The following is a 12,941-nucleotide window of genomic DNA, read 5'->3' on the forward strand; positions in this document are numbered from 1 at the left end:
CCGGAGCCCGGAACCAGAACCGGCCCGCCGGCCGCACGCCGTCGGGGCAGTCCACCGGGTGTGCGGGCGGGCTCGGCGCCGGCCGGCTGCGGGCCGGTGACCGGCCGCTGCGGGCCCTTGGCCGGTCCCTTCGCCCGGGTGTCGGCGCGCCGCGGCAGGTCCGCACCCGAACCGCCGGCCACCGCCACCAGTTCACGCTGCCGTGGCGCGCCGCCGACCGGCTGGGCCGGCCCGCCGGGCGCACCCGACAGGCCCGCGCCACTCGGTCCACCCGATCCGCCCGGCTCCGGCGCCACGCTCAGCGCGACCGGACCACCACCGGCCCCCGGCCCGCCCGCGACCCGCAGCGCGCCCGGAGCACCGCCCGGCGTGCCGGCCGTGGTGCCGCCGACCTCGGCCAGCAGCTCACGCGGTATCAGCACCACCGCACTGGTGCCCCCGTACGGCGAGGCCCGCAGGCTGACCCGGATGCCGTGCCGCCGGGCCAGCCGGGTGACCACGAAGAGGCCCAGCCGGTCGGTGTCGGCCAGGTCGAAGGGCTGCTCGACCTCGAGGCGCTGGTTGATCTCGGCCATCGCCTGCTCGCTCAGCCCCAGCCCGCGGTCGTCGATCTCCAGCGCGAAGCCGTGCGCGACCACCTCGCCCTGGATCGTCACCTGGGTCTGCGGGGGCGAGAACACCGCGGCGTTCTCGACCAGTTCGGCGATCAGGTGGGTCACGTCGGCGACCGCGCTGCCGAGCAGTCCGGTGCCGGGGAAGGGCCGCACGATGACCCGGGCGTAGTCCTCCACCTCGCCGACCGCCGCGCGCACCACGTCCACCATCCGCACCGGCTTGCGCCAGGCCCGGCCCGGCGAGCCGCCGGAGAGGATGATCAGGCCCTCGGCGTGGCGGCGCATGCGGGTCGTCAGGTGGTCGAGCTTGAAGAGGTCCTCCAGCTCCGCCGGGTCCTCGGTGCGCCGCTCCATGGTGTCCAGCAGGGTCAGCTGGCGGTGCAGCAGCACCTGGCTGCGCCGGGCCAGGTTGACGAAGACCGCCGAGACCCCGCGGCGCAGTTCGGCCTGCTCGACCGCGGCCTGCACGGCGCTGCGCTGCACGGCGTTGAAGGCCCGACCGACCTGCCCGATCTCGGCCGGGCCGAACTCCAGGTCGGGGGCCTCGGTGGCGATGTCCACCGGTTCGCCGTCGCGCAGCCGCCGCATCAGCGAGGGCAGCCGGGCGCCGGCCAGGTCGTGGGCGGCGTTGCGCAGGCCGATCAGCTCGCGCACCAGCCCGCGGCCGATCCGGTAGGAGACCACCACCGACAGGATGATCGCCAGCAGGCCGACCACACCGGCGATCACCCCGCGCCAGAGCAGGCCCATCGCGTAGGCGGTGGCCCGCTCGCCGGTCTGGTTGGCCAGCTTGGTGTTCTCGGTGGTGAGGTCGTCCAGCACCCGGGCGGCCATCTGGTTCCAGGCCACGCCGGCGATGTTGCGGACCGCGTCGACGGGTTCGGCCGCGCTCTGGAACTCCGACTCGGCCAGGCCCAGGTCCTCGAAGCCGGGCCGGGACCACATGCCCCGGTACTCCGACTGGTCCGGCTCGTCCAACTCGTCGACGTAGACGGTGAACAGGGCCTGCTGGTTGCGCATCGGGTCGACCACCGCCTGGTACTGCAGTGCGGTGGGCGTCTCGGTGGCGCGCAGCCCCTCCATCGCCGCGTCCTCCTGCGAGAGGTACTCGCGGGCGCGGGCCAGCTCGATCAGGATCGTCCCCTGCCGGGGCAGCTGGCCGGTCTGCTTGCTGACGAAGGCGGAGCGGAAGGCGAACGCCGGCTTGACCAGCTCGCTGTAGCGGCCCAGCACGTACTCCCAGGTCGGCGCGTTCTGGCCGGACTGGTTGCGCAGCGCGCCGAGCTGGGCGGCCGCGGTCAGCACGTCCTGCAGCCGGGCCCGCTCGGTGGCGTCCAGCTTGCCGGCCTCCGGGCCGGTGACCCGCGACTGCAGCACCTGCACGTCGCGGTCGGTGCGCTGCTGGGCCTGCTGGTAGTCGTCCTGGACGCCCTGCGCCCGGGGCATCGCGAGGCGGACCACGGCGGTGCGCCGCTCCTCCTGGAGGTCGCGGGCGAGCTGGTCGACCGGCGCGCCGAAGGACTTGTAGGTGGAGGCCACGTTGAGCTGGGTCCAGAAGTCGCTGGCGGTGACCAGCGTGGCGTAGGCCCACAGGCCCACCAGCGCCACGATGGGCACCAGGAGCAGCGCGATGATCTTCGCGCGGATCGAGCTGCTGCGCAGTCGCATGGAGTCCTCGGTCGGGTGTGCCCGGGGGCGATCGGGGCGGGGAGCGGGGCAAGCGGCCGGGCAAGGGTCGGAGCAGGCGTCGAGTCGGGGGTGGGGCGCGGGTCTGGGCAGGCGTCGGAGCAGGTCGCAGCAGCCCGGCGGGCCGCCGAGCCGGTGGATCTGCGCGAGCTTACTACTCCCCGCTGACTGGTTCGACGGGTCCCGGACATCGATTCTGAACTGTTGTTGGCAGGCGCATGACCGTTGGCACGATCGGGTCCTGACGGTGCCGATCCCGTGAGGGATTCACGCAGCTCTGGGCAGCGCCCCGGCGATCCGCTACCTTCGCTTGCGGGCCCGGGACGGGGCCCTGGGAGACCTCGCGGGAGGCCGCGGAACATGGTGGGAGAGCGGGGTCGGCGGGCGCGATCGCAGCGGGCCGGCCAGACCGTGCACGAGTTGAGCACCCCGCCGTTGGCGCCGCCCGCCCCGGGCGGGCTGGCCGACTCGGTGTACGAGACGGCCGAACTCTCCCCCACTCTGGTGCAGTTCTCCCGCCACACCGCCGGCCCCACCGCGGCGGGCACCGGCACCGGGGCGGGCCCGGACGCGGTCGGCGAGGCGGGGAGCTGGAGCCCGGTCACCGCGGCCCGCTTCCGCGACGAGGTGCTGGGCCTGGCCAAGGGCCTGCTGGCCCGCGGGATCCGCTTCGGCGACCGGGTCGCCCTGATGTCCCGCACCCGCTACGAGTGGACCCTGTTCGACTACGCGCTCTGGTCGATCGGCGCGATCCCGGTCCCGGTCTACCCCACCTCCGCGGCCGAGCAGGTCCGCTGGATCCTGGCCGAGACCGAGGCGGTGGCCTGCGTCGTCGAGAACGAGGACCACGCGATGACGGTGGGCGCGGTCTGTGACGCGCTGCCGCAGCTGACCGAGATCTGGCAGCTCGACCAGGACTGCGTGCGGGCGCTGACCGCCGAGGGCGGCCGGGTGCCCGACACCCTGGTGCACCGTCAGCGCCTGGCCGTCACGGCCGAGTCCGTCGCCACCGTCATCTACACCTCCGGCACCACCGGCCGTCCCAAGGGCTGCCTGCTCACCCACGGCAACTTCACCGCCGAGGTGGACAACGTGCTGGCCGGCTGGGGGTCGGTCTTCACCGACCGGCCCGGCGAGCAGCCCGCCTCGCTGCTCTTCCTGCCGCTGGCGCACGTGTACGCGCGGATGGTCCAGGTCGCCTCGGTGCGCGGCGGGATCCGGCTGGGGCACCTGGCCGAGTTCGGCGCCGACGTCCTGCTGCCCGCGCTGGCCTCCTTCCAGCCGACCTTCCTGCACGCCGTCCCCTATGTCTTCGAGAAGCTCTACGACTCGGCGCAGCGGGCGGCCGAGGACGCCGGGCGCGGCGAGCTCTTCGCGCAGGCGGCCGAGACCGCGGTGCGCTGGGCGCGGGCCAACGAACGGCGCGCGCTGGGACACGGCACCGGCCCCGGGCCCGCCCTGCGGGTGCGCCACCTCGCCTACGACCGGCTGGTCTACCAGCGGCTGCGGGCCGCGCTGGGCGGGCGGGTGCGCAGCGTGATGTGCGGCGGCTCCACGCTCAGCCGCGAGCTGGGGCTCTTCTTCGCGGGCGCCGGGATGACGCTCTACGAGGGCTACGGGCTGACCGAGACCACCGCGGCGATCACCGCCAACCCGGCCGGGCGCCCGAAGTTCGGCACGGTGGGGCGGCCGATCCCCGGCGCCGAGGTGGCGATCGCCGAGGACGGCGAGGTCTGGGTGCGCGGCGGCAGCGTCTTCGGCGGCTACCTCAACCACCCGCGCTGCACGGCCGAGTCGCTGCACGGCGGGTGGCTGGCCACCGGTGACCTGGGCGCGCTGGACTCCGACGGCTACCTGACCATCACCGGGCGCAAGAAGGAGCTGATCGTCACCAGCAGCGGCAAGAACCTGGCCCCGGCCGCGCTGGAGGAGCGGGTGCGCAGCCATCCGCTGGTCGCCCAGTGCCTGGTGGTCGGCGACGACCGGCCGTACGTGGCCGCGCTCATCACCCTGGACCCGCGCGCCCTGGAGCACTGGCAGCAGACCAACCGGCGGATCCCGGTGGACGAGTGGAGCGCGCTCGCCGACGACGAGCTGCACCTGGAGATCCAGCGGGCGGTGGCCGCCGCCAACACCGCCGTCTCGCGGGCCGAGTCGATCCGCGCCTTCCGCCTGCTGCCCAAGGAGTTCACCGTCGAGCAGGGGCTGCTGACCCCCTCGCTGAAGCTGCGCCGCAAGGCCATCACCGACTGGTACGCGGCGGACATCGAGGAGCTCTACTCCGCCTGAGCCGCGCCCGCGCTGTTCACCGGGGCCTGTCTTGACGGGTCGTCTGGTCCAGTCCATTGTTTGCCTCGGCCTGTGTGCGGCATGCCAACCAGTCGCTCCCCCAGCACCGGTACCAACGGCACCACCGGCACCACCCCCACCAACCCTCACGTCGGTCACCCCCACACACAGGAGCACCTTCGTGTCCACACTGCTGCGCAGATTCGCGGCCGTCGCGGCGAGCACCGCCCTGGGCCTGCTCGGTCCGGCGGTCCCCGCCGCCCACGCCGCAACCGATCCGGCGCCGGCCCCGGCCGTCAACCTCGCCACCAACCCCGGCTTCGAGATCCCCACCCTGCCGCTGGCCGACTGGGGCTCCATCCCGGGCTGGAACTGCGCCGCCGGCGAGGCCACCGTGACCACCGACCCCACCTCGGCGCACAGCGGGAGCGCGGCGCTGTCCGTGACCCCGGCCGGTGCCGACAGCACGGGCGAGTGCGGGCAGAGCGTCGCGGTGCGCCCGTCCACCACCTACACGCTCTCCGCGTGGGTGCGCGGCGCCTACGTCTTCCTCGGCGCCACCAGCACCGGGCACGACGTGCCGCCCGCCTGGACCGCCTCGACCGGCGGCGGCTGGCGGCAGCTGACCACCAGTTTCACCACCGGGGCCGACGTCGGTTCGGTCCACCTCTACCTGCACGGCTGGTACGGGCAGGGCGCCTTCGGCGCGGACGACGTGGCGCTCAGCGGGCCGGCCGTCGACCCCGCCTGGGCCACCTGGAACGTTCCCACCAGCGACAAGGTGGTCTTCTTCACCGTCGACGACGGCTGGTACCGCACCCCGGAGGCCGCGCGGTTCATCGCCGACCACCGGCTGCCCATCACCGCCTTCCCGCTGCCGATGCCCTCGGGCTTCGAATCCGACTACTTCCAGCGGGTCACCGCCGTGCCCGGCTCCTCGATCCAGGACCACACCGTCTCGCACCGCGACCTGACGACGCTGTCGGCCGCCGAGCAGCAGGCGGAGATCTGCAGCGCCCGGGACGTCGACCAGCGGCTCTACGGCGTCACCCCGACCGTCCTCCGGCCGCCGTACTTCGCCTACGACGCCGACACCCTGCAGGCGGCTGCGAACTGCGGGATGCGCACCGTGCTGACCGCGACCGCCGACTTCACCTCCGGGGCGGCGAACGTCTACCACGGCGGGCCGCTGCTGCCGGGCGACGTGGTGATCATGCACTTCACCGACACCCTGGCCGACGACCTGCAGCGCGCGCTGGCCGCGGCCGACGCGGCCGGCCTCAGGCCCGCCGGGATCACCGACTACCTGCACTGAGCGCGGCGACCGGCACGGAAGGCGGCCGGGCCCGGCGCGGATGCGGTCGGGCCCGGCGCAGCGGCGTGGGCGGGCCGGATCTCAAGTCCGCCTTAAGCCGTGGCCGAACCCTTGACCCCGGAGTTGGTCTAGTCCACTTTATTGGGCAGGTCCGTGCGACAGGTCCGTGCGCCAACCCGTTCCGCGCGCCCCCACGCTGCGCGGGACGGTCCCCCACCGTCCCTTCCTGGAGAGGTTCCGATGGAACGCACCCAGCTTCGACCCGATGCCGCCGCCCCCGGGCGCCACCGCCGCCGGCGCACCAGCGCCCTGACCGCCCTGGCCGCCCTCGGCCTGGTCGCCGGCGGGCTGGCCGCCTTCGCCTCCGGCGGCTCCGCGCTCGCCTCCACCACCGACAGCGGCGCGCTCGGCAGCAACTGGTACGCCTCCGCGCCGTACCTGATGCCCGAGGACAACACCCCGCCGGACGCCGCCGCGGTGATGGACGCGACCGGGCAGAAGGCCTTCCAGCTCGCCTTCATCCTCGACTCCGGCGGCTGTACCCCCGCCTGGGGCGGCACCTCCTCGATCGACACCGACACCACCATGCCCGCGGTGATCCAGAAGATCCGTACCAAGGGCGGCGACGTCTCGGTCTCGGTCGGCGGCTACGGCGGCAACAAGCTCGGCCAGAGCTGCGGCACCCCCGCGGCCACGGCGGCCGGCTACCAGAAGGTCATCACCAAGTACGCGCTCAAGGCGATCGACTTCGACCTCGAGGAGCCGGAGTACGAGAACACCGCCGCGATCCACAACGAGATCGGCGCGGCGAAGATCCTGCAGCAGAACAACCCGGGCCTCTACGTGTCGATCACCACCGCCGGCACCACCTCCGGCACCGGCTGGTTCGGCACGCAGATGCTCAACGAGGCCAAGTCCCAGGGCTTCACCCCCAACAACTTCTCCATCATGCCGTTCGACGGCGGCTTCAACGGCGCCGCCGCCCAGACCGACGCGCTGGTGAAGTTCAACAGCATCCTGCAGACCACCTTCGGCTGGAACGAGGCCACCGCCTACGCCCACGAGGGCATCTCCATGATGAACGGGCGCACCGACGCGGCCGAGTACTTCACCCAGGCCGACTTCCAGACGGTGCTGAACTTCGCCACCGCGCACGGCCTGGCCCGCTACACCTTCTGGTCGGTCAACCGCGACCGGCAGTGCACCGGCGCCGTGGACCCGGGGCTCGCCGGCTCCTGCTCCAGCGTCGCGCAGGGCGACTGGGACTTCACCAAGTACACGGTGAAGTTCGCCGGGGCGACCCCGCCCACCACGCCGCCCACCAGCACCCCGCCGACCAGCGCGCCGCCCACCACGCCCAACCCCGGCACCTGCACCGCACCGGCGTGGAGCGCCAGCACCACCTACACCAACGGCTCCAAGGTCTCCTACAGCGGCCACAACTACCACGCGAAGTGGTGGACGCTGAACGAGGTGCCCACCGCCAGCGGCCAGTGGGGCGTCTGGGCGGACGACGGCCCCTGCTGACAGCGGCCCGCCGACCGTGACGACGGTGGCCCCGGGGTGCGGTTCGCACCCCGGGGCCACCGTCGTTCCCCCGGACGGGGGATCAGCGAGCCCGCACGGCTCAGGCCTTGCTGGAGAACACCGGCAGGTAGCCACCGGACTGGCCGGCGGCGGTGGGGTGGTAGCTCTCGTCGATCGGCCAGGTGGTGCTGTGCAGCCACTGGTTGCTGGTGCAGATCTCGTGACCGGTGAAGGCACCGCGCACGTCGGCGAAGGTGAAGCCGGCGTTGGCGGCGCGGCCGGAGATCACGTTGTCGATGACGTCGGCGGCGCCGTTGATGGCGCTGCGCGAGGTGTCACTGATCCCGAACAGGCAGCCGCCCCCGATGTGGTAGAGGTGCGGGTAGCCGATCACCACGACGTGGGCGCTGGGCGCCTTGGCGTGGATCGCGGCGTAGAGCTGGTCGAGCTGGCCGGGCAGCGTGTTGTTGGCGTACGCCTCGGCGGCGTTCACCGCGCTCAGGCAGGAGCTGGTGCCGTCGAGCACGCAGGTCTCCATGGTGTTGGAGAAGCCGGCGTCGTTGCCACCGATGGTGATGCTGATCAGCGTGGTGCTCGAGGTCACCGCGGCCAGCTGCCCGTTGAGCACGTCACCGGTCACCGCCCCGGAACAGGCCACGAAGGAGAAGCTGGACGGCGCGTGGGCGGCGTTCCACAGCGCCGGGTAGCTGCTGTTGCTTCTCGAACAGTTGCCACTGGAGCTGTCGTAGTTGCCGGCGCCGACACCGGCGGAGTAGGAGTCGCCCAGGGCGACGTAGCGCACCGTCGCGGCGTTGGCGGGAGAAGCGAGGAAGAACGTGGCCACGGCGAGAAGGAGCGCCAGAGTGGCACTTGATACAGCACGGGCGGGACGCACTTGCACCTCCACAGGAGTGTGACTCGGGTTACTAGTTGGTACCAGTGGCGCCGAGTCAGGGGAAGTGCCCATGCCAAAGATGTTGACGGGAATTCTCTTAAGTGGGAACGAAGTTGGGCGAAACGTCAGCGCGTGGTCGTCTCCCCCGACCGGGCCTCCACCGTTCGTTGATCGCCCACGGTGGCCTGAGTGGACGTCAGTTCTCCTCGCCGCAGACCACTTCGAGCTCGAATCCCTGCCCGTCCACGAGGTGCACCGCCGTCCCGGTGTCCACCCGCAGCGTCCAGCCGGCGGCCAGCGCCGCCCCCACCGCGGAGCGCGAACCGTGCACCGCGAGGTGGTTGAGACCGGCGCGCAGCCGGTCGTGCCCGCCGGGGCGCAGCGCCGGTGACTGCTCCATCACCAGGTAGGCCTCCCCCAGTCGCCAGCTGCGCCCCACCTCCCAGTTCTGGAAGGGCGTGCAGCCGAGCGCGAGCAGCACCGGGGACCACTGTTCCTCCGCCCGGCGCAGGTCCTCCACCCAGAGCTCGACGTGGTGGAAGAGGCCGGTGGTCGTGCCGGACATGTGCATCCCCCCTCGGGTCGCCACCGACCCTAGCCCACCGCGCGGCGCCGGCCCGGTCCTGTCCACGCCCGCGGCCGGGTACCCGAACGGACGGCCCCGGCGCGGCGCGACCGACCCGACCGGACGATCCGGCGACGACCAGGCGAAGATCCGGTGACGCTCCGTCAGCCGCTCGCCGGGAAGACCTCGCAGCCCTCCATCGGGAGCTCCTCGATCAGCTCGTTCGCCGCGCCCGGCACCCCGAGGTGGGTGACCGCCGAGCGCACCGCCACCCGGGCCTGCCGCAGGCCCGGCGGACCCCAGCCCAGCAGCTCGACGGCCAGCCCGGGCGCCACCAGCAGCCGCCGGTAGTGCCGCCCCGAGGCCGGGTCCGGCGCGCTGGGACCGACCGCGCGCAGCGCGGCGGCCATCCGCACCCGGGCGCACTCGTGGCCACCGTTCGCCGAGCCGACCCGGTCGTAGAGGTAGCCCAGGTAGTGCGTGGGGCCGATCACCGCCCGCGCCTCCTCGGCTGCCTCGCGGGCCAGCGCGGCCCCCGGGTCGCCGTCGTCCTCCGCCTCCAGCGAGCCCCCGGGCAGGCTCACGATGCCGTCCCGCGGGTTGACCAGGGTGAGCACCCGCCCGTCGGGCGCGAAGAGCCAGCCCCAGGACTGCTTGACCGGCAGCCAGGACGGCACCGGCTCGCCGGGGCGCCAGGGCCAGCCCGCCGGAGGACGGCGCCGGATGCGGCCCAGCAGCTCGGCGATCTCCGCGCTGTACTCGATCCGCTGCATGCATCCCCCTCCGGTGGCGGGCCCACGGGCCGGCTGTCGCTGTGATCGTGCGTGGCCGGACCGGGCGCGTGGATCGCGGAACGCGCGAGGTCCGACCTGTTGATCTTCCCCGAACAGGCGGTCGATGAACAGCCCTCACACCCGCATGGGGCACGCCCCGGCGGCCACGCTCAGCTCATCGGAGCACAGCTCAGCGGCCCACCCCCGGCCCGGACGACCGTCCGGTGGACCGCTCCGGCGAAGGCGGCGACGGCGGCGCCGACGGTGACCGCGGCCGGCCCAGCGGCTCGGGCGAACCCGGCGACGGTGACCCGGGCGGCTCGGACGGCTCGGGCAGCGCGAACCCCGCGCGCACCCGGACCGGACCGGCCGCCGGCCCACGGCTCGGCAGCCGCGCCAGCTCCGCGCGCACGGCGTCCGCCTCCAGCGGCACCAGCCGGCCCCCGACCACCGCCCAGCCGCGGACCGTCCAGCCGCCCGCCCGCGGCCGGCCGTGCCGGCGGGCGCTGCGGACCAGCAGCTCCCCCGGCCAGCGGACCGCGAGCGCGGCCGCCAACGTGGCCCGCAGGGCCTGCGCCTCCCGGTCGGCGAGGAACCGCCGGCCACGCTCCACGCACGCCTGGGCCTGCGCCGTCAGCTGCTCGGTCCCGTCGGGCTCCGCCACCCGCAGGGCGAACTCGTGGCAGCCCTCGCCCACCCCCGCCAGCAGGGCCTCGCACAGCACCGCCGCGTACCGCGCCGGGCCCCCGGGCGGGCCCGGAGCGGCCAGCAGCAGCTGCCGGGCCACCGAGATCCGCACCCGGGCCAGGTGGTCGTCGACCAGCTGCGGCAGCAGCTCGGCCAGCTCCTCTCCGCGGTAGACGAAGGGCTCGCCGGCCAGCTCGGGGTCGGCCGCGTACGCGACCCGGGTCGCCGGCTCGCCCAGGGGCAGGCCGCGGACCCGGCAGAAGTCCGCGTAGTCCGCCGCCTCCAGCACCCGCAGGTGCACCTGCACCCCCTCGGCCGCCATCGCCCGCAGCTGCCGCTCGGTCCGCCGCAGGTACCGCGCGAAGTCGTCGAGGGCGAAGAGGCCCAGCCGGCGCAGCTGCCGGAAGCCCGCCGCGTCCGCCGCGAGCGCCAGCGCCACCGGTTGCACCGGCTGCACCGAGCGCACCACCCCGGGCAGGGCGCCGAGCTCCCGCCAGTCCTGCCGGCACGCCTGCGGCCCGTCCGACTGCCGCCCCGGCTGTCCCTGCTGTCCCTGCTGTCCCTGCTGCCGCGAAGCGCACCCCATGGCCACCACTCCCTCTCGCGTCACCACCGCCGTCACCGTCCTCACCCGTCACATCGCCCGCACCGCCCGCGCCGGCCGGTTCGATCGACTGCGGCCGACCATACAGAGAGCGACTGACAATCGACCTTCCGTCACATCGTGGACGGAGCGGGGCACCCTCCGGGGACCCCTGGGGCGGTCGGGGATCCGTGGGATGTCAGTGCCGCCCGCTAGGGTCGGGCCCATGCGACTGCTGCATACCTCCGACTGGCACCTGGGCCGCTCCTTCCACCGGGAGAGCCTGCACGACGCCCAGCGCACCTTCCTCGACCACCTGGTGGCGGTCGTGCGGGAGCGTCGCGTCGACGCCGTGCTGGTCGCGGGCGACGTGTACGACCGGGCGCTGCCGAGCCTGGAGGCGGTCGGGCTCTTCGACGAGGTGCTGCACCGCCTCGCCGCGCTGGGCGTGCCCACCGTCTTCATCAGCGGCAACCACGACTCGGCGCGCCGCCTGGGCGTCGGGGCCGGGCTGATCCGGCAGGCCGGCATCCACCTGCGCACCGACCCCGACACCTGTGCCGAGCCGGTGCTGCTGGCCGACGGGCACGGCCCGGTCGCCGTCTACGGGCTGCCCTACCTGGAGCCGCTGCTGGTGCGTGAGCGGTTCGGCCTGGCGCGCGGCGGGCACGCGGCGGTGCTCGGCGCCGCGATGGAGCGGGTCCGGGCCGACCTCGCCGCCCGCCCGCCGGGGACGAGGGCTGTGGTGCTGGCGCACGCCTTCGTCACCGGCGGCGCGCCCAGCGACAGCGAGCGGGACATCGCGGTGGGCGGGGTGGCGAGCGTGCCGGCCGCCCTCTTCGAGGGCGTGCACTACGCGGCGCTCGGTCACCTGCACGGCGCCCAGACGCTCGCTCCGCACCTGCGCTACAGCGGTTCCCCGCTCGCCTACTCCTTCTCCGAGGCCCGCCAGCGCAAGACCATGTGGCTGGTGGAGCTGGCCGCCGACGGTTCGGTGGCCGCCGAGCGGGTGGACTGCCCGGTCCCCCGGCCGCTGGCCTGCCTGCGCGGCCGGCTGGAGGAGCTGCTGGCGGATCCGGAGCTGGCGGAGCACGAGGGGTCCTGGGTGCAGGTCACCCTCACCGATCCGGGCCGCCCCGCCGAGCCGATGGAGCGACTGCGCCGGCGCTTCCCGCACACCCTGCAGCTGCTCTTCGAGCCGGCCGAGCAGCCGGCCGGCCCGCCCGCCTCCTACGCCGCGCGGGTCCGCGGGCGCACCGACCTGGAGGTCGCCGAGAACTTCGTGCGGCACGTGCGTCCGGGCACCGAGCCGGACGCCGGCGAGCTCGGCTGGCTGCGCGAGGGCTTCGAGCAGGTCCGCACCGACGAGGACCGCCGCCAGGAGCTGCCCCGATGAGACTCCACCAGCTGACCGTCACCGCCTTCGGCCCCTTCGCCGGCCGCGAGCGGGTCGACTTCGACGCCCTCGCCACCGGCGGCCTCTTCCTGCTGCGCGGCGCCACCGGGGCCGGCAAGAGCAGCGTGCTGGACGCGGTCTGCTTCGCGCTCTACGGCGAGTTGCCGGGCAGCCGGCGGGCCAACCGGATGCGCAGCGACCACGCCGACCCGCACCTGCTCACCGAGGTCCGCCTGGAGCTGACGCTGGGCGGGCGCCGGCTGGAGATCACCCGGCTCCCCGAGCAGCGCCGCCCCAAGAAGCGCGGCACCGGCTGGACCACCGAGAAGCCGCAGACCCTGCTGCGCGAGTGGGTCGCCGACGCCGGCGAGGGCCGGCCCGGCTGGCGCGGCGCCAGCCGCTCGCACCAGGAGACCGGCGAGGAGATCCTGCGGCTGGTGGGGATGAGCCGCGAGCAGTTCTGCCAGGTCGTCCTGCTGCCGCAGGGCGACTTCGCCCGGTTCCTGAAGGCCGACGCGACCCAGCGCGGCGAGCTGCTGGGCAGGCTCTTCGACACCGCCCGGTTCGGGCGGTTGGAGGGCTGGCTGGGCGAGCGGCGCCGCGAGCAGGAG

At 74.1% G+C, this 12,941-nt stretch carries 10 protein-coding genes; 5 read left to right on the plus strand and 5 right to left on the minus strand.

All coding sequences use genetic code 11. The features are described from left to right. Nucleotides 1–2,282, minus strand: a 2,282-nt coding sequence (locus ABD323_RS35120; protein WP_344446137.1) for a sensor histidine kinase, incomplete at its 3' end; no start/stop codon positions are given. Nucleotides 2,283–2,711: 429 nt separating this feature from the next. On the opposite strand from ABD323_RS35120, the gene ABD323_RS35125 reads away from it, so the two are divergent. From ABD323_RS35125 to ABD323_RS35135, 3 genes are all read left to right on the plus strand, one after another. After that, entirely contained in the window at nucleotides 2,712–4,589 is a 1,878-nt protein-coding gene (locus ABD323_RS35125) for an AMP-dependent synthetase/ligase (protein ID WP_344446147.1), read from the plus strand. Between the two features lie 181 nt (nucleotides 4,590–4,770). After that, nucleotides 4,771–5,904, plus strand: coding sequence for a polysaccharide deacetylase family protein (locus ABD323_RS35130; RefSeq protein WP_344446139.1), 1,134 nt, complete (start codon nucleotides 4,771–4,773; stop codon nucleotides 5,902–5,904). Nucleotides 5,905–6,144: 240 nt separating this feature from the next. Continuing rightward, nucleotides 6,145–7,431, plus strand: a complete 1,287-nt coding sequence (locus ABD323_RS35135; RefSeq protein ID WP_344446140.1) for a carbohydrate-binding protein — start codon at nucleotides 6,145–6,147, stop codon at nucleotides 7,429–7,431. A gap of 100 nt (nucleotides 7,432–7,531) precedes the next feature. On the opposite strand, the gene ABD323_RS35140 is transcribed toward ABD323_RS35135, so the two are convergent. From ABD323_RS35140 to ABD323_RS35155, 4 genes are all read right to left on the minus strand, one after another. Beyond that, complete coding sequence (locus ABD323_RS35140) at nucleotides 7,532–8,326, minus strand: SGNH/GDSL hydrolase family protein (RefSeq protein ID WP_425556268.1); 795 nt, start codon at nucleotides 8,324–8,326, stop codon at nucleotides 7,532–7,534. Between the two features lie 196 nt (nucleotides 8,327–8,522). After that, nucleotides 8,523–8,891, minus strand: coding sequence for a VOC family protein (locus tag ABD323_RS35145; protein WP_344446142.1), 369 nt, complete (start codon nucleotides 8,889–8,891; stop codon nucleotides 8,523–8,525). 164 nt (nucleotides 8,892–9,055) lie between these two features. Beyond that, nucleotides 9,056–9,664, minus strand: coding sequence for a hypothetical protein (locus ABD323_RS35150; protein ID WP_344446143.1), 609 nt, complete (start codon nucleotides 9,662–9,664; stop codon nucleotides 9,056–9,058). A 190-nt stretch (nucleotides 9,665–9,854) separates the two neighbouring features. Further along, complete coding sequence (locus ABD323_RS35155; protein WP_344446144.1) at nucleotides 9,855–10,937, minus strand: hypothetical protein; 1,083 nt, start codon at nucleotides 10,935–10,937, stop codon at nucleotides 9,855–9,857. Nucleotides 10,938–11,160: 223 nt separating this feature from the next. Here ABD323_RS35155 and ABD323_RS35160 point away from each other — a divergent pair, with 223 nt between their 5' ends. Together ABD323_RS35160 and ABD323_RS35165 are read left to right on the plus strand one after the other, a co-directional pair. Further along, entirely contained in the window at nucleotides 11,161–12,330 is a 1,170-nt protein-coding gene (locus ABD323_RS35160; protein ID WP_344446145.1) for an exonuclease SbcCD subunit D, read from the plus strand. Beyond that, nucleotides 12,327–12,941: AAA family ATPase (locus ABD323_RS35165; protein ID WP_344446146.1), on the plus strand; the 615-nt coding region annotated here is incomplete at its 3' end. The genes ABD323_RS35160 and ABD323_RS35165, both read left to right, overlap by 4 nt.

It is taken from the genome of Kitasatospora nipponensis, from assembly GCF_039528135.1.
In the GTDB taxonomy this organism is placed as follows: Bacteria; Actinomycetota; Actinomycetes; order Streptomycetales; family Streptomycetaceae; genus Kitasatospora; species Kitasatospora nipponensis.

Bases quoted from the DNA above. Each gene is read 5' to 3' on its own strand.
- ABD323_RS35135 (WP_344446140.1), top strand. From the start codon at position 6,145: ATGGAACGCACCCAGCTTCGACCCGATGCCGCCGCCCCCGGGCGCCAC.
- ABD323_RS35145 (WP_344446142.1), bottom strand. From the start codon at position 8,891: ATGTCCGGCACGACCACCGGCCTCTTCCACCACGTCGAGCTCTGGGTG.
- ABD323_RS35150 (WP_344446143.1), bottom strand. From the start codon at position 9,664: ATGCAGCGGATCGAGTACAGCGCGGAGATCGCCGAGCTGCTGGGCCGC.
- ABD323_RS35155 (WP_344446144.1), bottom strand. From the start codon at position 10,937: ATGGGGTGCGCTTCGCGGCAGCAGGGACAGCAGGGACAGCAGGGACAG.
- ABD323_RS35160 (WP_344446145.1), top strand. From the start codon at position 11,161: ATGCGACTGCTGCATACCTCCGACTGGCACCTGGGCCGCTCCTTCCAC.